Here is an 18,703-nt window from a genome sequence, read left to right on the forward strand (position 1 = left end):
GTATCCGGTGCACCGGTGTCGGGAGCCGAGCCGGGTGGTTGTACGTTCTCGAACGTGCATGCCCTCAAGAAGGCCGCCGCCTCCGTGGCCGCCGCCGTGCTGCTCCCCCTCGCCGCCGCCGGTCCCGCCATCGCCGCGCCGAGCCCGCAGCCGAAGCCGCACCCGAAGCCGCCCGCGTCCATGTCGACGGTGGGCGGGGCGCTGCTGGGCAAGCCGGGCACGCAGGTGCGGCTCGCGGGCGGGGCGCCGGTCCTGCCGAAGGAGCTGACCGGCCGGTCCTGGATCGTCGCGGACGCCGAGAGCGGCGACGTGCTGGCCGCGCACAACGCGCACTGGCGGCTCGCCCCCGCCTCCACGCTGAAGATGCTCTTCGCCGACACCCTGCTGCCGAAGCTCCCGAAGACGCGCACGCACCTGGTCTCCACCGGCGAGCTGGCGCGGGTCGGCGAGGGCTCCAGCCTCGTCGGCATCAAGGAGAAGCAGAGCTACACCGTCCACGACCTGTGGCTCGGGGTCTTCCTGAAGTCCGGCAACGACGCCGTCCACGCCCTCGCCGAGATGAACGGCGGCGTCGCCAAGACGGTGCGGGAGATGAACGAGCGCGCCGACGAGCTCCAGGCGCTCGACACGGACGTCGTCTCGCCCGACGGGTACGACGCCCAGGGGCAGGTGTCGTCCGCGTACGACCTGACGCTGATCGCGCGCAGCGGCATGCAGAACGAGGACTTCCGCGAGTACTGCTCGACCGTGCGGACGCAGTTCCCCGGCGAGAAGAAGCCCGGCTCGAAGCGGGGCACCTTCGAGATCCAGAACACCAACCGGCTGCTGACCGGGGACTACGGCATAGAGCCGTACAAGGGCATCGCCGGGGTGAAGAACGGCACGACCACGCACGCGGGGTCCACCTTCACCGGTGTCGCCGAGCGGAACGGCAGGGTGCTGCTGGTGACGGTGATGAACCCGTCGTCGACGGAGCGGTTCGCCGTCTACAAGGAGGCCGCGCGCCTGCTGGACTGGGGCTTCGCGGCGGCCGGGAAGGTGAAGCCGGTCGGTGAGCTGGTGCCGCCGAAGTCCGCGCGCACCGGTACCGGGACGGCCGCGCCGACGCCCGTCACGGACGGGGGCGGCGCCGTCGAGGCCGCGCCCGCCGGCCGGGCGGAGGCCGGATCGAGCGGCGCGGGGATCGCCCTGGCGGTCGTCGGCGGGGTGCTGATCGTGCTCTCCGGCGCGGTCTTCGTGATCAACCGGCGGTGGCCGGTCCGCAGGGAGCGCTAGCGGCGGCCCCCTCCTCCCGACGGCCGGTGGCCGACCAGGCGGCGCAGAACAGCAGGAGCCTGGCGGTGAAGCTCATCCACAGCAGCAGGGCGACGGGCACGCCGAACGCCCCGTACATCGACTTGCCCGCCACGCCCGCCATGTAGCCGCCCAGCAGCAGCTTCAGCAGCTCGAAGCCGACCGCGCCGATCAGCGCCGCGACCACCAGGTCGCGGCGGGGCGGCTCCACGCCGGGCAGCAGGGTCAGCAGGTACAGCAGGAGCAGGAAGTCGGCGAGGACGGCGATGGCGAGCGCCGCCGTCTGGAGCAGCACCCCGCCGGCGCCGCCGTCGGCGATGCCGAGCCGCTCGGCGCTCCAGCCGACGGCGGTGGAGCCGAGGGTGGAGGCGGCGAGGGAGGCCAGGGCGGTGCCGCCGAGTCCCAGCAGGAGCAGGGCGTCCTTGCCCTTGCGGGCGAACGGGTTGCCGTCGTCGGCGTCGTCGCACCCCCACACCACGCGCAGGCACTCGCGCATCGAGCCGACCCAGCCGACGCCGGTGAACAGCAGGACCCCGCCGGCGACCAGGCCGATCGTGCCGGCGTTGTCGACGAGGGAGCCGATGTCCAGCTGGTCGGAGATGCCCGGCACCTGCTCGCCGATCTTCGCCTCGACCGTACGCAGCCCGTCGTCGCTGAGCAGGGCGGCACCGACCGCGGCACCCAGGGTGATCAGCGGGAAGAGGGAGAGGAAGCTGATGAAGGTGATCGCGGCGGCCAGCCGCGACCAGTGGGACCGGTCGAGGGCCTCGTAGGCGCGCCAGGCGTGGGTGCGCATGAGACGGACGGCCCACGGGCCGATGACGGGGAGGTTGGTGAGCCAGTCCATGGCGTACGCCTACCACCGGACGGCCGCGCCACCGCGGGCGGCGCGACCGGATCCGGCGGGCTTCGGAGGTCCGGCCCTCAGACGCCGTACGGGGTGGCGGTCGGCTGGTCGACCGGTGAGCCCTGGGCGGGCACCGTGCCACCGGGGCGGCCGGAGCCGAAGTCGTATGTGCGCAGCTTGCGCCACACGGCGTCGGCGCCCTGCTCGTAGAGGGCGAAGGAGCGCACCGTCCACTGCGCCTCGAAGCCGGCGAGGTCGGCGTAGGCGCGGTCCATCGCCTCCTCCGCGATGCCGTGGGCGATGGTGACGTGCGGGTGGTACGGGAACTGGAGCTCCCGCACCAGCGGCCCCGACGCGTCGCGGATCCGCTGCTGGAGCCGGGCGCAGGCCGAGCCGCCCTCGACGACCTGGACGTAGACGACCGGGGAGAGCGGCCGGAACGTGCCCGTGCCGCTCAGCCGCATCGGGAAGGGCCGGCCGGCGGCCGCCACCGCGGCCAGGTGGGCACGGATCTCCGGCAGCCGCCCGGCGTCCACCTCGGTCGGCGGGAGCAGGGTGACGTGCGTGGGGATGCCGTGGGCCGCGGCATCACCGAAGCCCGCGCGCCGCTCCTGGAGCAGGCTGCCGTAGGGCTCCGGGACCGCGATCGAAACGCCGAGCGTTACGGTCCCCACGTCGTTCTCCTCATCCTTCGGTCATCCATACGATGCGGTCGCTGCGGTCGCCGCGGTCGCGCCGCGACGCGGTCGCCAGTGTGGCGCCTGGACCCGTCCCGTGGCCAGAGCCGTCCGGCTTCAGTGCTTGGCGGGCAGGAAGCCCACCCGGTCGTACGTCTGCGCGAGGGTCTCGGCCGCCACGGCGCGGGCCTTCTCCGCGCCCTTGGCCAGGATCGAGTCCAGCGTCTCCGGGTCGTCCAGGTATTCCCGGGTGCGGGTGCGGAAGGGCGTGACGAAGTCCACGACCACCTCGGCGAGGTCCGTCTTGAGGGCGCCGTACATCTTGCCCTCGTACCCCTCGACCAGCCGGTCGACGGGGGTGCCGGTGAGCGTCGACATGATCGTGAGGAGGTTGCTCACGCCGGGCTTGCCCTCGGGGTCGAAGCGGATCACGGTGTCGGTGTCGGTGACCGCGCTCTTGACCTTCTTGGCGGTGGCCTTCGGCTCGTCGAGGAGGTTGATCAGGCCCTTGGGCGTCGCCGACGACTTCGACATCTTCGCCGTCGGCTCCTGGAGGTCGTAGATCTTCGCCGTCTCCTTGAGGATGTACGGCGCGGGGACGGTGAACGTCTCGCCGAAGCGGCCGTTGAACCGCTCCGCGAGGTCGCGGGTCAGCTCGATGTGCTGGCGCTGGTCCTCGCCGACCGGGACCTGGTGCGCCTGGTACAGCAGGATGTCGGCGACCTGGAGGATCGGGTACGTGAAGAGGCCGACCGTGGCGCGGTCCGCGCCCTGCTTGGCGGCCTTGTCCTTGAACTGCGTCATGCGGGACGCCTCGCCGAACCCGGCCAGGCAGTTCATGACCCAGCCGAGCTGGGCGTGCTCGGGGACGTGGCTCTGGACGAAGAGGGTGCACCGCTCCGGGTCGAGCCCGGCGGCGAGCAGCTGGGCCACGGCGAGCCGGGTGTTGGCGCGCAGCTCCGCAGGGTCCTGCGGGACGGTGATCGCGTGCAGGTCGACGACCATGTAGAAGGCGTCGTGGGTCTCCTGGAGGGCGACCCACTGGCGGACCGCGCCGAGGTAGTTGCCGAGGTGGAAGGAGCCCGCGGTGGGCTGGATCCCGGAGAGCACACGAGGTCGCTGCGTGGAGGCCATGCCCCACATTCTCTCAGGTCCGGACGACAGCTCGGCACTGCCCGCCGGACTGCGGGACTCCGCTCGGCGGGGCCCGCGGGACCCCCGCGGAAGGGGCCCGGGGTGCCGGTCGCCGGGCGCCGGATGGCGGCCGGCGCGGGCGTCCGGCGCGGGGGCCGGCCGCCGTGCGGGCGCCGCGCCGCCCGCCTGTGCTGCGGCGACGCCCCCGGCCGCGCCGCCCGGCGGCGGCGGCCCCGCGTTCCGGGCGGGGGCCACGCGGGGCGGGCGAGGCGGTGCCGGTACGGAGGGGCAGGCGGCCGGGGCGCTGCCCGGGGGCGGGGGACCGTGTCGTAGTTCACGACGGTCCGGGTCCGGCCGGACCCGGACCGGACCGGCCCCGCGCAGCCGGGCCCGCACCACCGGGGCCCGCACGGCAGCGACCCGCACAGCCGGGGCCGCACGGCCGGGGCCGCCCGGACCGACCCGCACCACCGGGGCCCGCCCGTCGGCGCCCGCCCGGACCGACCCGCACCCCCCGGGGCCCGCCCGGACCGGCCGCGCCGCCGGGGCCCGCACCCCCTCGGGGCCCGCACGGCAGCGACCCGCACGGCCGGGGCCGGCCGTACTCCGCGTCGTGCGGCCGGGGGCGGTGGCGGAAACGGCCCGCCCGCGCGCGGCTCCCCCCGGTTCCTCCCCCGGGCGCCGGTCGCCGCGCGTACCGTCCACCCTGTCGGCGCCGCGCGGGACCGGGTTTCCCCGGGCCCGCGGCGAGCGACGATAGAGACGACCGGCCGTACGATGACGAACGGAGACCCCGTGTCGAGAACGCAGGACGCGATCGCTGCCGCCGAGGCGCACAGCGCGCACAACTACCACCCGCTGCCCGTGGTCGTGGCGACGGCGGAGGGCGCGTGGATGACGGACGTCGAGGGGCGTCGCTACCTCGACCTCCTCGCCGGCTACTCGGCGCTCAACTTCGGCCACGGCAACCGCCGTCTGATCGAGGCCGCCAAGGCGCAGCTGGACCGCGTGACGCTGACGTCGCGCGCCTTCCACCACGACCGGTTCGCCGACTTCTGCACGCAGCTCGCGGAGTTCTGCGGCATGGAGGCGGTGCTGCCGATGAACACCGGGGCGGAGGCGGTCGAGACCGCCGTGAAGACCGCCCGCAAGTGGGGCTACCGGGTCAAGGGCGTCCCGGACGGCGCCGCGCGGATCGTCGTGGCGGCGGGCAACTTCCACGGCCGCACGACGACGGTCGTCAGCTTCTCCACCGACCCCGAGGCGCGCGAGGACCACGGACCGTACACGCCGGGCTTCGACGTCGTCCCGTACGGCGACCTGGAGGCGCTGGCGGCGGCGGTGACCGACGAGACGGTGGCCGTGCTGCTGGAGCCGATCCAGGGCGAGGCGGGCGTCCTCGTGCCGCCGCCGGGCTACCTGGCGGGCGTGCGGGAGCTGACGCGCGAGCGGGACGTGCTGCTCGTCGCGGACGAGATCCAGTCGGGCCTGGGCCGCACCGGCCGGTCCTTCGCCTGCGAGCACGAGGGCGTCGTCCCCGACATGTACCTGCTGGGCAAGGCGCTGGGCGGCGGGGTCGTGCCGGTGTCGGCCGTCGTGTCGAGCGCGCGCGTGCTGGGCGTGCACCGGCCGGGCGAGCACGGTTCGACGTTCGGCGGGAACCCGCTGGCCTGCGCGGTGGCGCTGGAGGTGCTGGCGATGCTGCGCACCGGCGAGTACCAGCAGCGGGCGGCCGAGCTCGGCGACCACCTGCACCGGGAGCTGAACCTGCTGGTCGGCACGGGCGCGGTCCGCGAGGTCCGCGGGCGCGGCCTGTGGGCCGGGGTGGACCTGGACCCGGCCCGGGGCACGGGCCGCGAGGTCTCCGAGCGGCTGATGGCGCGCGGCGTGCTCGTGAAGGACACGCACGGCTCGACCATCCGCATCGCGCCGCCGCTGGTGATCTCCAAGGAGGACCTGGACTGGGGGCTGGAGCAGCTGCGGGAGGTCCTCGCCGTCTGAGGCCCCCGCCCGCCCGCCGGACGGCACGGCGGCCGGTCCCGGGGGGCCGGCCGCCGTGCCGTCCACAGGATCGCCGTCTACAGGATGACGTGGGGCAGGAAGCGGGCGTAGGTGTCGGTGACGGGGCCGGAGGACTCGCGGATGCCGAGCCCGGCGGCCTCGTCCTCGACCACCCAGGCGCCCAGCACCACCCGGTTGCCGTCGAAGTCGGGCAGCGGGGCGAGGCCCTGGTAGCAGCACGGCTCGGCGCGGAGGGCCGGCTCGGCGCCCGGCTCGTGCAGGGTGACGCCGGCGCCCTCGCGGCCCAGCAGCGGCTTGGCGGCGTACCCGCCCTCGACGGCCAGCTCGCGCGGGCCGTCGAGGTAGGCGGGCAGCAGGTTGGGGTGGCCCGGGTACAGCTCCCACAAGACCGCCAGCAGCGCCTTGTTGGACAGGAGCATCTTCCAGGCCGGTTCGATCCAGCAGGTGCTGCCGGTGCCGCCGCCGTTGTCGAGCGTGTCCAGGACGTGCGGGCCGAACGCGTCGGTGACCAGCCACTCCCACGGGTAGAGCTTGAAGCAGCTGCGGATGAAGCGCAGCCGGTCGTCGACGAAGCGGCCCGACAGCCGGTCCCAGCCGATCCGCTCCACCGACAGCGCCTCCGTGGCGATCCCGGCCTGCTCGGCGGTCTCCCGCAGGTAGGCGACGGTCATCAGGTCCTCGCCGATCTCGTCGCCGTCGGAGTGGACGAAGTGCAGCGGGCCGGGCGGCAGCAGGCGGGCCTGCCGGCGCCACGCGTCGACGAGCCGCTCGTGGAGCGAGTTCCACTGGTCGGCTCCGGGGAAGCGCTCCTCCATCCAGAACCACTGCGGGCTGGCCGCCTCGACCAGCGAGGTGGGGGTGTCGGCGTTGTACTCCAGCATCTTCGCCGGGCCCCGGCCGTCGTACCGCAGGTCGAACCGGCCGTACAGCGACGGCAGTTCCGCGCGCCGGTGCCACGACTCGGCGACCAGGGCGGCGAGGCGCGGGTCGGTGATGCCGAGGTCGGCGAACCGGTCGCGCTCGACGATGTGCGCGGCCGCCGCGAGGCACATGGCGTGCAGCTCCTCGACGACCTCCTCCAGCGCCTCGACCTCGGGCAGGGTGAAGGAGTAGTACGCGGACTCGTCCCAGTACGGGCGCAGCGAGCCGTCCGGGTGGCGGGTCAGCGGGTAGACGCAGCCCTGCTCCTCGACGGTGCGCTGCCAGTCGGGGCGGGGTTCGGTGGTGTGGCGCTCCATGGTGTGCGTACGCCGCCGGTCAGCCGCCGCCGCTGCCCGAGCAGCCGAAGCCACCGCGCTGGACGGACGCCTTGTCGAAGCTGCCGCCCTCGACCCTGCCGCTGCTGGAGGACCCGCCGTAGTAGTACGACCCGGAGCCTCCCCCGCTGCCGCTGCCACTGCTGCCGCTACCGCTGCCGCCGCGGCACTTGTAGTCGGGCAGGACCTCGCGCGTGACCGGGTCGACGCACCGCCTGTCCGGCTCGGAACTCCCGCAGGAGGTGAGCGTCAGCGCGAGCGCGCCCATACCCCCCAGTACGACGTGACTTGACCGAAATCTGCGCATTTCTTTCCCCCGTGCCCTGATGGACCATACGAGCGCGTCGAACGCCCGGACACTTTAGCCGCGCCACTGGACACGCGGGAACCTAGGGGTAGACGACGCACCGCCGCCGCATGCGAGGCGTGCGACGGCGGTGCGCACGCGCGATGCCGTGATCGACGGCGCCGCGCATTTCGAGCGGATACTCACTCCGCGCTAGGGACGGGAATCGAGAAACGCCCCTGTCGAATCAGAGGGAATACTTGATGATCCAGGTGCTGGCGTTCTGGTTCGCGGGGCGCGCCCCACACTTCGCCACCTTGTCGTTGAACGCCTGCAGGTATCCGCATTTGCTGTTGGCGATCGGTGTCTGCGCACCGTTGTTCAGAGAGGCGAGCTGCCAGCCCCCGACCCCCTTGCCCGTGCTGCACTCCCGGAGCGAGACAGGGCCGTTCTTGCCGTTTGCCGCGAGGCAGGCAACACCGAAGGGAACGGTTCCGGTGCTGTAGTTGACGTACTTCGCCTGGCCGTAGTTGTTCCAGTGGAAGGCTTCCGTGTTGCTGCACCTGCCCAGGGACAGGTCCTTGTTGACACCGTTGCCCTTCAGACACGTGCCGGTCGCCTTGTTGACGATGTAGAAGCGCCCGCCAGGCTCGGCCTGCGCGGTCGTCGCAGGTCCGGCGAGAACGACTCCGAGCGCGAGCGCGGACGTCACGGCACCGGCGATGACCTTGCTCATATATTTCACGACTGCTTCCCCCACGTATAATTTCAGACAATAGACAGGGGGCTGGTCGGGCCCCCCTCCCTCACGCCTCCCATTATATCGTCCGCATTCCCGACCATCATCGCAGTTGAGGAAAATCTGAGGGTCAGTGGAGGCAATTCACGGCACTAGCCGGCAGAGGGCGTAGAAGGCTCCGGGCCAAGCGCTGCCAGTGGGGGCGGCGTAGCCGACGACGAGACCGTCGCGAGTGGCGGAAGGCGTTCAGGCCCTGGAGGGCGGCGAGCTGGTCGCGGCGGCTCCGGTAGACGTAATGCAAGGATCGGTCGTGGCGGTCGTACACGCCGGACAGGAAGCGTGAGACAGAGCGCGGGAAACCCACAGCGTGTGCGAACAGCCTCGCTCCGGGGCGCGGTCGGCGCGGGTCGGATCCAGCCGTGCCGATCGGCGATGCCGATCGCGTCGACCAGGGTCCGGGCGTGCAGTCTGCCGATGGCCGACGACAGCCGGTGGCGCACGGTGCCGACGCTGAGGAACAGGTCGGCCGCGACCTCCCGGGCGGCGGCGCCCTGGGCGCCGTACCTCACGCTCGGTCAAGCGCCGCGCAAGAGCGCTCGCCGCGTCCGCGACGTCACCGGCCGCCCGGGGCCCGAAGCCCCGGGCGCGGACCGCGGTGAGCCCGCCCGGACCACCGCGTGGACTTCGGCAACCAGAACGCCGGTCATGCGGTCGCTCGTCACCGGGTCACGGAGTGGTGCGCTCCGCCTCCTCGCGGGCGCCCAGGACGGGCAGGACGAAGGGCGACAGCAGGCAGTAGGCGGCGGACGCGCCGAGCAGCGCCCAGGCCGCGGGGGCACCGAGCACGTCGGCCAGCAGGTCCGTCACCGACGTGCCCGCGAGCAGGCCGATCAGCACGACGGACAGGAGCACCACGGTCCAGTGGAAGGCCAGGGCCCGCAGGCGTCCGCCGGTGCCGCGCGGCCGGGTGTCCTCCGTGTCGCCGACCATCACCGGCCACACGACCGGTGAGAAGGCGCAGTACAGGGTGAAGAGGACCAGCGGCAGGGGCGCCGTGGTGGCCGGCAGCTCGAAGTAGCCGTCGGTGGAACCCTGTTCGCGGCCGGCGGCCGTGTCGTGGCCGACCAGGAAGCCGTAGAGGCTCCACCCGCTCGCCGCGACGGCGATCCGGTTGGCCGGCCGGTTTCCTTTCCTTCACGGGTCGTTTTCCTGTGGGGGGTGCGGGGTCGAGAGGTGGTGTGGGGATCGGGGGACACGGTACGGCCCCCGCCGGGGCTCCCGGAGGGCGAGCCGCGCGCCCCGCGGGCGGGTGTACGGACAGCCGGCCGCCCCGTGCGGTCGGCCGCCGCGCGGGGCTCTCGCGTCTCACGGCGCTTCGGGGAGCGCCCGCAGCAGTGCCGCCAGCGCCCCCGACCACTGGCTGTCCGTGGGAGTGCCGTAGCCGATCACCAGAGCGTCCCGGCCGGGCCCGGAGGAGTCGGGGTGGCGGAACCGACTCAGCCCCTGGAGGGCGAGGCCCTGCCGCGCGGCGGCCCGGACCGCCGCCTGTTCCGTGCCGGGTGGCAGCTCCACGACGACGTGCAGCCCCGCAGCGACGCCTGAGACCCGCAGGTGCGGCGCGTGTGCGGCGAGAGCACGGACCAGTTCGTTGCGGCGGCGCCGGTAGTGCAACCGCATCTTCCGCACGTGCCGGTCGTACGCGCCCGAGGCGATGAACTCGGCCAGGGTCAGCTGGTCCAGCGCGCCCGGCGTCCACTCCACGTCACCCTTCGCCGCGACCACCTCCCCCACCAGCTGCGGGGGCAGCACCATCCAACCCAGGCGCAGTCCCGGCGCGAGGGACTTGCTCGCGGTGCCCAGGTAGACCACCCGGTCCGGGTCCAGTGCCTGGAGGGCGCCGACGGGCAGCCTCTGACGCGCTTCCGCCCGCTCCCCCGGCTGCACGGGGGTCGCCTCCACCGGCTGCCGGTCGTAGCGGAACTCGCCGTCGTAGTCGTCCTCCAGGACGAGCCCGCCCGAGGCGCGCGCCCAGTCGACGAGGGCGGCGCGGCGGTCCGGCGGGAGGGCGCCGCCCAGCGGGAACTGGTGGGCGGGCGTGATGAGCACGGCGCCGGGCCGGCCGGCGGCGCCCTCGGCGAGCGCCTCGGTGCGGGTGCCGTACTCGTCGAGCGGGAGCGGCGGCGTGCGCAACCCGGCGGCGGCCAGGCGCCGCCAGTGCACGTCGAGGCCGTACGACTCGACGGCGACGTCCTTCACGCGGCGGGCGTGCAGGACACCGCCCAGCAGCATCAGGCCGTGGGCGAAGCCGGAGCACACCACGATCCGGTCGGCGTCGGCGTGCACTCCGCGCGAGCGGGCGAGGTACTCGGCGAGCACGGCCCGCAGCTCGGGCCGTCCGCGCGGGTCGCCGTAGCCGAACGCGTCGTGCGGTGCGTCGGTGAGGGCCCGGCGGGACGCCTTGAGCCACTCCGCGCGCGGGAAGGAGCCCAGGTCGGGGGTGCCGGGGTGGAGCGTGTGCAGCGGTTTGCCGGTGCGGGCGTGGGCGCGCTGCCACGGCAGCGGCGAGGTGCCGCCGGCCTGCGCCCGGCGGGCCGGGAGGGGGGCGGCGCGGCGGGCGACGCGGGTGCCGGAGCCCTGGCGGGCGGTGAGCCAGCCCTCGGCGACCAGCTCGGCGTAGGCGTCGGCGACGGTGTTGCGGGCCACGCCGAGGTCCGCGGCGAGCGTCCGGGAGGACGGCAGGCGGGTGCCGGGGGCGAGGCGGCCGCTGCGGACGGCCTCGCGCAGGGCGTCCATCAGCCCGGCACGCAGGCCGCCGCCCCTGCCGATGTCCAGGTGGAGATCGGTGCCGAGGGCGGCGGCGTCCGAAGTGGCCCGGTGATCCGTCATGGAAATGGACCATACCGCTGCGCCAACACCCGCGTACCGTCAAGGACATGACGACGCAGACGCACGCACAGCAGCAGACCCCGTCCACCTCCGCCGCCACCGCCGCCGCACCTGGCGGCCTCGCCGCCGAGCACCCCGCCCGCCTGGACATGTCCGCGCACGCCCCGGAGGTGTACCGGGCGATGCTCCGGCTGGACGGCGCCGCCAACAAGGCCCTCGACCCGGTGCTGGTCGAGCTGGTCAAGATCCGCGCCTCACAGCTCAACCACTGCGCCTTCTGCCTGGACATGCACACCAAGGACGCCCTCGCGGCGGGCGAGTCCGTCGAGCGGATCGTGCAGCTGAGCGCCTGGGAGGAGTCGCGCCACTTCTACACGGAGAAGGAACTGGCGGCGCTCGCGCTGACGGAGGCGGTCACGGTCCTCACGGACGGCTTCGTCCCGGACGAGGTGTACGCGCGGGCGGCGGAGCACTTCGACGAGGTCGAGCTCGCCCACCTGATCGCGTCGATCATCGTGATCAACTCCTGGAACCGGATCGCCGTGACGTGCCGCTCGGTGCCGGGCCACTACACGCCGGGCCAGTACAAGTGACGCGGCGGGCGGCCCGGGAACGGGCGGCCCGGCTCGCGGCGGAGTTCCGGGCCCTGCACCGCGACCGGCCCCGGCGGGACCCGCTGGTCCTGCCGGGCCCGTGGGACGCCGGGAGCGCCCGGGTCCTCGCCGCCGCGGGACACCCGGCGCTGGCGACGCCGTCCGCGGGGGTGGCGGCGTCGCTGGGGTACGAGGACGGGGGGACGCCCGCCGACGAGATGTTCGCGGCGGTGGCCCGCGTCGTCCGCGCCGTGGACGTACCGGTCTCGGCGGACCTGGAGGCCGGCTACGGGCTGCCGCCGCGCGAACTGGCCGCCCGGGTCCTCGACGCCGGGCTGGCGGGGGTGAACCTGGAGGACAGCGGGGACTTCGGGAGCAGCGGGGAGCCCGGGGACGGCCGGCCCGGTGGGTCGGGCGGGGCCCGCGGCGCCGGCGGCGGGTTGCGGGACGCCGGGGCGCACGCCGCGTGGCTGGCGGAGTTCCGGGAGGCGGCGGGCGGCGAGCTGTTCCTGAACGCCCGGGTGGACACCTACCGCCACGGGGTGGCGGACCCGGAGGAGACCGTCCGCCGCTGCCTGCTGTACGTCGAGGCGGGCGCGGACGGGGTGTACCCGATCCTCGCCCCGCCGGAGCACCTGCCCCTGCTCGCCGCGCGGGTCCCGGTGCCGGTCAACGCGCTCGCCGTGCCCGGTGGGCCCGGGGTCGCGGAGCTGGGTCGGCTGGGCGCGGGCCGCGTCACGTTCGGCGCGGGCATGCACGGCCGCACCATGGCGGCGCTGCGGGCGGTGGCGGACGAGGTCCGCCCGGCCGTGTGACGGGGCGCCGTCACACGGCCGGGCGGGTGCGGGCCCGGGCCAGGCGGGGCGTCGGGCCGGAGGCCGGGCGGGCGCCGCGTCGGGCCGGGGCCGGGCCGAGCCGGGCGGGGGCCCGGTCAGCGCGGGAGCCAGGTCTTCCAGGTGGCCTCGTTGTCCTTGGCCCACCTCTCCGCCGCCTCCTGCGGGGACAGCTTCTCGTGGGCGATCATGAGGGCGACCTCGTTCTGCTGCTCGGTCGTCCACCGGAAGTTCTTCAGGAAGGTGGCGGCTTCCCCGCCCTCCTTCGCGAAGTCGGCGTTGAGGAACTTCTGCAGGGGCGTGTCCGGGTACGCGCAGGCGATCTTCGCCGGGTCGGCGTCACACCCCTCCTCGTACCGGGGCAGCTTCACCTCGACCATCTCGACCTGCGAGTTCAGCCACTGCGGCGTCCACCAGTAGGTGAGGAACGGCTTGCGGTCCTCCGCCTTCTTCCGGATGGCGGTGATCTGCGCGGCCTCGGAGCCCGCGTAGTTGGTCTTCAGGTCGAGGTCGAGGTTGCGGATGAGCGCCTCGTCGTGCGTGACGTAGTCGGGCGAGCCCTCCAGGAGTTCGCCCTTGCCGCCCGACTCGGCGGTCGCGAACCGGTCCGCGTACTTGTCGAGGTTGCGCCAGTCCGTGACGTCGGGGTGCGCGTCCGCGAAGTACTTCGGCACGAACCAGCCGATGTGGCCGGTCACCCCGAGGTCGCCGCCGTTGACGACGGTCTTCTTCTCCTCGACGTACCGCTTCTCCTGCTCGGGGTGGCCCCAGTCCTCCAGGACCGCGTGGACGTCGCCCCGGGACAGCGCGTCCCAGGCGAGGACCTCGCCCATCTGCTGGGTCTTGACGGTGTAGCCCAGCTCCTTCTCCAGGAGGTACTCGGCGACGGCCGCGTTGGCCTGGGCGCCGACCCAGGAGGGGACGGAGAGCCGGACGGTCTTCGCGTCGCCGCCCGCGTACTGGGACCTGCCGGTCTCGGCCGCCCCGCAGCCGCCGAGGGCCAGCACGCCGAGGGCGACGGCGACGGCCGTGGCCGCGCGGGCGGTGCGGGGCGCGCGGGCGGTGCGACCGGTGGCGCCCGTGGCGGTATCTGTCGTGCGGGTGGTGCTGCTGCTGTCGGTGGTGCGCATGGGGTGCTCCTGTGGGGCGCGTGCGGTCAGTGCTTCGGCGTGCGCGCCGTCGGTTGCGTGAGCCGGTCCAGGACCAGGCCCAGGCAGACGATCGCGAGACCGGCCGTCACGCCGAGGCCCATCTCGCCCCGCGACAGCCCCTTCACGACGTCGTAGCCGAGTGCGCCACCGCCGACGAGACCGCCGACGACGACCACGGCCAGGACCAGGACGACGCCCTGGTTGACGGCGAGCTGGAGCGCCGGGCGGGCGAGGGGCAGCTGCACCTGGAAGAGCTGCTGCCGCGTCGACGCGCCCATCGAACGGGCCGCCTCCAGGGCCGCCGGGTCCACCTCGCGGACCCCCTGCGCGGTGATGCGGACGACGGCGGGCAGCGCGTACACCACCGCCGCGATGATCGCCGCGGCGCGGCTGACGCCGAACAGGGCCACGACCGGGATGAGGTAGACGAACTGCGGCAGCGTCTGGAGCGTGTCCAGCACCGGCCGCAGCCAGCGCTCCACCCACGGCAGCCGGGCGCAGGCCACGCCCACGAGGACGCCCACGACCAGGGTGACGGCGAGCGCGGCGACGACCTGCGACAGCGTGTCCAGCGACTGCGTCCACACGCCGAGCACGCCGGTCGCGGCGAGCGCGAGCGTCGCGGTCAGCGCCGTGCGCCAGGTGCCGACCAGCCGGGCCAGCACGGCGACCGCCAGCAGCAGCGCCCACCAGGGCAGCCACTGCAGGCCGTCGCGGAGCGGGTTGAGGAGCCAGACGGTGAACGTCTCCGACCAGACCTCCGTACCGCCGAGGACGGGCACGCCGGAGGAGAAGTGGTCGACGACCCAGTCCTGCGCCCGGTTGACGGGCGCGGAGATGTCGTACGTCCACCCCTGCGGCCAGCGCGGGCCGAGCGCGAGGCCGGCGACGGTCGCGGCGAGGGTGCCGGCCGCGGCGAGCGCCCACGCGGAGCGGCCGTGCAGCGGGCCCGCGCCGGGGTCCGCGGCGGCGCCCATGCGGTCGCCCGCCGCGGCGGTCGTACGGTCCAGCCAGACGGCGATCAGCACGATCGGGACGCCCGCGGCGAGCGCCTTGCCGACGTCGACGGTGGACAGCGCCGAGTACACCTCCTCGCCGAGGCCGCCCGCGCCGACGAGGGCGGCGATGACCACCATGGACAGCGCCATCATGATCGTCTGGTTGAGCCCGAGGAGCATCTGCCGGCGCGCCAGGGGCAGGCGCGCGGTCCACAGGCGCTGGCGGCGGCCGGCGCCCAGCGACACGGACGCCTCCAGCACGCCGGGGTCGGCGGAGCGCAGGCCCAGCGCGGTGAGGCGGGCCATCGGCGGGGCGGCGTAGATGACCGTGCAGAACAGCGCGGCGGGGGTGCCGGTGCCGAAGACCAGCACGAACGGCAGGAGGTACGCGAACGCCGGCAGCACCTGCATGGTGTCGAGCACCGGGCGCAGCGCGCGGTCGACGCGGTCGGAGAGCCCGGCGGCGAGCCCGATCACCACGCCGAGCAGCGCGGCGACGGCCACGGCCACGACCATCAGCGCGATGGTGAGCAGCGTGGCGTTCCACATGCCGAGCAGCCCGCACACGGCGAACGCGCCGAGGGCCGTGGCGGCGACGCGCGCGCCCCGCCGGTCGAAGCCGGCGGCGCGCCAGGCGAACAGCACCGCGGCGGCCAGGACGCCGGGCCAGCCCATCGCGGCGAGGAGCCGGTACACCGCGTCGACGGCGTCGGTGGCGGTGTTGGAGAGGTGGAGCAGGAAGTACAGGAAGGCGGGGTGGGTGTCGCGGTTGTCGAGCACCCAGGTGTTGGCGGCGTCGAGCGGCGTGGACAGGTCGACGGTCAGCGCGGCGGGCCAGGCGCCGCCGCCGAGCAGCCACGCGCCGAGCACGCCGAGCACGGCGAGGAGGCCCGCGGCGGCCCCCCACCGCCCTGCCCGGGACGTCCTGCCGCCCCGGCCGTGGGCGGTCGGGGTCCCCGGAACGGTGGCACCGGGGGCCGTGCCCGCACCGTACGCGGCGCCGGAGCCACCCACCCCCGCCCCGGACGCACCGGCGTCCCGCCCCCGGGCGGTCGGCGCGTCCGGGGAGGACGCGGCCGTGCCCGGGGCGGCGGGCGCCTGGGTGTGCCGGGGGGTGCCGGGGGCCGTGCGCGGGGCGCGGGCGGTCGGATCCGGCGCGGGCCCGCGGGTGCCCGGCGCCCGGGTGTCCGGCGCGTCGGCGGAGGGGTCCACGGCGACCGGGGGCTTGTTCGGGGGGTTCTGGTTCGGCGTTCTGGTCGGGGTCATGCCGCCGCCTTCCCGGCCGGGGGCGTGACCCCCGCGACGACCCCCAGGAGGGCCTGGTGGTCGACGACGCCCAGGCAGCGGCCGTCCTGGACGACGCGGACCGGGGCGCCGCCGCCGTGGGCGGCGGCGGTGATGGCCTCGGAGACCGTCGCGCCGGGCGGCAGCGCAGGCCCGTGCGCGGCGTCGTCCGCGTGGACCGGGCGCATGGCGGTGCGGAGGGTGACGACGTGTTCGCGCGGCACGTCCCGGACGAAGTCGCGTACGTAGTCGTCGGCGGGCGCGCCGACGATCTCCTCGGGCGTGCCGAGCTGCACGACGCGCCCGTCGCGCATGAGGGCGATGCGGTCGCCGATGCGCAGCGCCTCGCTGAGGTCGTGGGTGATGAAGACCATGGTGCGGCCCTCCTCGCGGTGGAGCCGGACGACCTCCTCCTGCATGTCGCGGCGGATCAGCGGGTCGAGGGCGCTGAACGGCTCGTCGAAGAGCAGGACGGCGGGGTCGACGGCGAGCGCGCGGGCCAGGCCGACGCGCTGCTGCTGGCCGCCGGAGAGCTGGCCGGGCCTGCGGTGCTCCAGGCCGGCGAGGCCGACCTTGGCGACGAACTCCGACGCCCTGGTCCGCCGTTCGGCGCGGCCGACGCCCTGGATCTCCAGGCCGTACGCCACGTTGTCGAGGACGGTGCGGTGCGGCAGCAGGCCGAAGTGCTGGAAGACCATCGCGGCGCGGTGGCGGCGCAGTTCGCGCAGCCGGGCGCGGTCCATGCCGAGGACGTCGCCGCCGTCGAACTCCAGGGTGCCGGAGGTCGGTTCGACGAGCCGGGTGAGGCAGCGCACCAGGGTGGACTTGCCGGAGCCGGAGAGGCCCATGACGACGAAGACCTCGCCCTTGCGGACGTCGAAGGAGACGTCGCGGACGGCGGCGGTGCACCCGGTGCGGGCGCGCAGTTCGGCCGGGGGGAGGTCGGCGAGGTCGGGGTCGGCGGGGACGCGGTCGGCCTTGGGGCCGAAGACCTTCCACAGGTTGCGGACGCCGAAGACGGGCGCGCCGACCGCGTCCGCGTCAGCGGTACCGGGGGCGCCGGGCGTACCGGGAGCGACGGGCGTCGCGGAGGTGGTGGGGGTCGTGCTCATCGGGCGTCACCGCCCAGCAGGTCGGCGGCCTTCTCGCCGACCATCAGCACCGCCACCATCGGGTTGACGGCCGTCATGGTCGGGAAGACCGACGCGTCGGCGACGCGGACCCCCCGCAGCCCCCTGACCCTCAGCTCCGGGTCGACGACCGCCGTGGGGTCGTCGGCGGCGCCCATCTTGCAGGTGCCGGCGGGGTGGTAGACGGTGTGGGCGGCCTTGCGGGCGTACTCGCTCAGTTCCTCGTCACCGGTGACGTCCGGCCCCGGGCAGACCTCGCGCTTGAGCCAGGAGGCGAGCGGCTCGGTGGCGGCGACCCGGCGGGCGATGCGGATGCCGTCGACGAGGGTGCGGGCGTCGTAGTCGTCCTCGTCGGTGAAGTACCGGAAGTCGAGGGCGGGCTTCACCTCGGGGTCGGCGCTGGTCAGGTAGAGGCGGCCGCGGCTGCGCGGCTTGGGGATGTTGGGCGTCATCGACACGCCGTGCGCGGGCTTCTCGTAGCCGAGGCGCTCGGGGTTGTCGGTGAAGGGGATCTGGTAGAAGTGGAACATCAGGTCCGGCCCGGGTTCGGCGGGGTCGCGGCGGACGAAGAGCCCGGCGTCGCTGTCCATCGCGGAGTTCTCGGGGATCGGGCCGTCGGTCTCCCAGACGATGACCGACTCGGGGTGGTCGAGCAGGTTCTCGCCGACGCCCGGCAGGTCGTGGACGACGGGTATGCCGAGCGCCTCCAGGTCGTGCCGGGGCCCGACGCCGGAGTGCATCAGCAGCCGGGGCGTGTCGACGGCGCCGGCGCACAGGACGACCTCGCGGCGGGCGGTGAGGAGCGTCTCGGTGCCGTCGGCGCCGCGGACGTGGACGCCGCGGGCGCGGTCGCCGTCGAGTTCCAGCCGGTACGCCCAGGTCTCCAGCCGGATGTGGAGGTTGGGCCGCTCGTCCATGACGGGGTGGAGGTAGGCGACGGACGCGGAGGAGCGCTTGTTGTCCTCGGGGTGGTAGGCGAGGTCGAAGAAGCCGGCGCCCTCGTGGAACGGCTTCTTGTTGAACCCGTCGACGTGCGGGACGCCGAGGGCGGCCCGCGCGGCGTCGACGAAGTCGCGGGCGATGGCGTTCCGGTCCTTCTCGTCGACGGTGACGATGTTGTTGAGGAGCCGGTCGTAGTACGGGTCCATGGCGGCGGCGTGCCAGCCGGTGGCGCCGGCCTCGGCCCACTCCTCCCAGTCGGAGGGGAGGGGCTTGAAGGAGATCAGCGTGTTGTGGGAGGAGCAGCCGCCGAGGACCCGGGCGCGGCTGTGCCGGATGTGGCTGTTGCCGCGGGGCTGTTCGACGGTCGGGTAGTCGTAGTCGAGGTCGCCGCCGAGGAGGCCGAGCCAGCGGCGCAGCGTGAGGACGTCGGGCCGGTCGCGGTCGTCGGGGCCGCCCTCGATGACGGCGACGGTGACGTCGGGGTCGTCGGTGAGGCGGCGCGCGATGACGGAGCCGGCGGTGCCGCCTCCGACGATCACGTAGTCGTACTCGGTCTCGGCCGCGCCGGGGGTCCGGGGCTGCTCGGTATGGAGGGTGTCCGTCTTCATGTGGTGTCCTACGTCCTGTCCTGC

Annotated in this window: 16 protein-coding genes; 4 read left to right on the forward strand and 12 right to left on the reverse strand. The window is 74.4% G+C overall.

The annotated features are described in order from the left end of the window. Positions 1–54: 54 nt before the first annotated feature. Entirely contained in the window at positions 55–1,275 is a 1,221-nt protein-coding gene (locus tag LPA54_RS20455; RefSeq protein ID WP_228979862.1) for a D-alanyl-D-alanine carboxypeptidase family protein, read from the forward strand. On the opposite strand, the gene LPA54_RS20460 is transcribed toward LPA54_RS20455, so the two are convergent. The 3 genes from LPA54_RS20460 to trpS all read right to left on the reverse strand — a co-directional run bounded on the left by LPA54_RS20460 (position 1,241) and on the right by trpS (position 3,951). Then, a complete protein-coding gene (locus LPA54_RS20460; protein ID WP_228979863.1) occupies positions 1,241–2,140 on the reverse strand; it encodes a YihY/virulence factor BrkB family protein in 900 nt (299 codons plus the stop codon). The genes LPA54_RS20455 and LPA54_RS20460 overlap by 35 nt on opposite strands. Before the next feature lie 77 nt (positions 2,141–2,217). Beyond that, positions 2,218–2,814, reverse strand: coding sequence for a 2'-5' RNA ligase family protein (locus LPA54_RS20465; RefSeq protein WP_228979865.1), 597 nt, complete (start codon positions 2,812–2,814; stop codon positions 2,218–2,220). A 120-nt stretch (positions 2,815–2,934) separates the two neighbouring features. After that, complete coding sequence (gene trpS, locus LPA54_RS20470; RefSeq protein ID WP_228979866.1) at positions 2,935–3,951, reverse strand: tryptophan--tRNA ligase; 1,017 nt, start codon at positions 3,949–3,951, stop codon at positions 2,935–2,937. A gap of 795 nt (positions 3,952–4,746) precedes the next feature. On the opposite strand from trpS, the gene rocD reads away from it, so the two are divergent. Continuing rightward, positions 4,747–5,952, forward strand: a complete 1,206-nt coding sequence (rocD, locus tag LPA54_RS20475; RefSeq protein WP_228979871.1) for an ornithine--oxo-acid transaminase — start codon at positions 4,747–4,749, stop codon at positions 5,950–5,952. A gap of 77 nt (positions 5,953–6,029) precedes the next feature. Here the strand turns inward: rocD and LPA54_RS20480 are convergent, their stop codons facing one another. The 5 genes from LPA54_RS20480 to LPA54_RS20500 form a co-directional block, all read right to left on the reverse strand. Continuing rightward, positions 6,030–7,211 (reverse strand): glutathionylspermidine synthase family protein, encoded by a 1,182-nt coding sequence (locus LPA54_RS20480; RefSeq protein WP_228979873.1) that lies wholly within the window; start codon positions 7,209–7,211, stop codon positions 6,030–6,032. 19 nt (positions 7,212–7,230) lie between these two features. Further along, positions 7,231–7,536: a hypothetical protein gene (locus LPA54_RS20485; RefSeq protein WP_228979874.1), complete on the reverse strand. Its 306-nt coding sequence runs from the start codon at positions 7,534–7,536 to the stop codon at positions 7,231–7,233. A 226-nt stretch (positions 7,537–7,762) separates the two neighbouring features. Continuing rightward, positions 7,763–8,251: a hypothetical protein gene (locus tag LPA54_RS20490; RefSeq protein ID WP_228979875.1), complete on the reverse strand. Its 489-nt coding sequence runs from the start codon at positions 8,249–8,251 to the stop codon at positions 7,763–7,765. Between the two features lie 729 nt (positions 8,252–8,980). Then, the gene (locus LPA54_RS20495; RefSeq protein WP_228979877.1) at positions 8,981–9,244 is read right to left on the reverse strand and encodes a hypothetical protein; all 264 of its coding nucleotides are present in this window, start codon (positions 9,242–9,244) and stop codon (positions 8,981–8,983) included. A gap of 375 nt (positions 9,245–9,619) precedes the next feature. Continuing rightward, positions 9,620–11,140 (reverse strand): PLP-dependent aminotransferase family protein, encoded by a 1,521-nt coding sequence (locus LPA54_RS20500; protein WP_228979879.1) that lies wholly within the window; start codon positions 11,138–11,140, stop codon positions 9,620–9,622. A gap of 149 nt (positions 11,141–11,289) precedes the next feature. On the opposite strand from LPA54_RS20500, the gene LPA54_RS20505 reads away from it, so the two are divergent. Together LPA54_RS20505 and LPA54_RS20510 are read left to right on the forward strand one after the other, a co-directional pair. Next, the gene (locus LPA54_RS20505) at positions 11,290–11,733 is read left to right on the forward strand and encodes a carboxymuconolactone decarboxylase family protein (RefSeq protein ID WP_228980000.1); all 444 of its coding nucleotides are present in this window, start codon (positions 11,290–11,292) and stop codon (positions 11,731–11,733) included. Continuing rightward, positions 11,730–12,548, forward strand: a complete 819-nt coding sequence (locus LPA54_RS20510) for an isocitrate lyase/phosphoenolpyruvate mutase family protein (protein WP_228979880.1) — start codon at positions 11,730–11,732, stop codon at positions 12,546–12,548. Before LPA54_RS20505 ends, LPA54_RS20510 begins: the two co-directional genes overlap by 4 nt. Positions 12,549–12,664: 116 nt before the next feature. Here LPA54_RS20510 and LPA54_RS20515 read toward each other — a convergent pair whose 3' ends face one another. From LPA54_RS20515 to LPA54_RS20530, 4 genes are read right to left on the reverse strand one after another with little or no spacing between them, the layout of a single operon-like run. Beyond that, positions 12,665–13,696: an ABC transporter substrate-binding protein gene (locus LPA54_RS20515; RefSeq protein ID WP_228979881.1), complete on the reverse strand. Its 1,032-nt coding sequence runs from the start codon at positions 13,694–13,696 to the stop codon at positions 12,665–12,667. 26 nt (positions 13,697–13,722) lie between these two features. Next, entirely contained in the window at positions 13,723–15,981 is a 2,259-nt protein-coding gene (locus LPA54_RS20520; protein WP_228979882.1) for an ABC transporter permease subunit, read from the reverse strand. Then, positions 15,978–17,111 carry a glycine betaine/L-proline ABC transporter ATP-binding protein gene (locus LPA54_RS20525; protein ID WP_228979884.1) on the reverse strand — a complete coding sequence of 378 codons (1,134 nt, stop codon included), beginning with the start codon at positions 17,109–17,111 and terminating at the stop codon, positions 15,978–15,980. The genes LPA54_RS20520 and LPA54_RS20525 overlap by 4 nt, the downstream gene beginning before the upstream one ends. Then, entirely contained in the window at positions 17,108–18,679 is a 1,572-nt protein-coding gene (locus LPA54_RS20530) for a GMC family oxidoreductase (protein WP_228979886.1), read from the reverse strand. The genes LPA54_RS20525 and LPA54_RS20530 overlap by 4 nt, the downstream gene beginning before the upstream one ends. Positions 18,680–18,703 lie beyond the last annotated feature (24 nt).

It is taken from the genome of Streptomyces sp. DH12, assembly GCF_020873895.1.
Taxonomy (GTDB): Bacteria; Actinomycetota; Actinomycetes; order Streptomycetales; family Streptomycetaceae; genus Streptomyces.

Excerpts from the sequence above, each read along its gene's own strand:
- LPA54_RS20460 (WP_228979863.1), bottom strand. The coding sequence starts at position 2,140 with ATGGACTGGCTCACCAACCTCCCCGTCATCGGCCCGTGGGCCGTCCGT.
- trpS (WP_228979866.1), bottom strand. The coding sequence starts at position 3,951 with ATGGCCTCCACGCAGCGACCTCGTGTGCTCTCCGGGATCCAGCCCACC.
- LPA54_RS20480 (WP_228979873.1), bottom strand. The coding sequence starts at position 7,211 with ATGGAGCGCCACACCACCGAACCCCGCCCCGACTGGCAGCGCACCGTC.
- LPA54_RS20485 (WP_228979874.1), bottom strand. The coding sequence starts at position 7,536 with ATGCGCAGATTTCGGTCAAGTCACGTCGTACTGGGGGGTATGGGCGCG.
- LPA54_RS20490 (WP_228979875.1), bottom strand. The coding sequence starts at position 8,251 with ATGAGCAAGGTCATCGCCGGTGCCGTGACGTCCGCGCTCGCGCTCGGA.
- LPA54_RS20495 (WP_228979877.1), bottom strand. The coding sequence starts at position 9,244 with ATGGTCGGCGACACGGAGGACACCCGGCCGCGCGGCACCGGCGGACGC.
- LPA54_RS20500 (WP_228979879.1), bottom strand. The coding sequence starts at position 11,140 with ATGACGGATCACCGGGCCACTTCGGACGCCGCCGCCCTCGGCACCGAT.
- LPA54_RS20505 (WP_228980000.1), top strand. The coding sequence starts at position 11,290 with ATGTCCGCGCACGCCCCGGAGGTGTACCGGGCGATGCTCCGGCTGGAC.
- LPA54_RS20515 (WP_228979881.1), bottom strand. The coding sequence starts at position 13,696 with ATGCGCACCACCGACAGCAGCAGCACCACCCGCACGACAGATACCGCC.
- LPA54_RS20520 (WP_228979882.1), bottom strand. The coding sequence starts at position 15,981 with ATGACCCCGACCAGAACGCCGAACCAGAACCCCCCGAACAAGCCCCCG.
- LPA54_RS20525 (WP_228979884.1), bottom strand. The coding sequence starts at position 17,111 with ATGAGCACGACCCCCACCACCTCCGCGACGCCCGTCGCTCCCGGTACG.
- LPA54_RS20530 (WP_228979886.1), bottom strand. The coding sequence starts at position 18,679 with ATGAAGACGGACACCCTCCATACCGAGCAGCCCCGGACCCCCGGCGCG.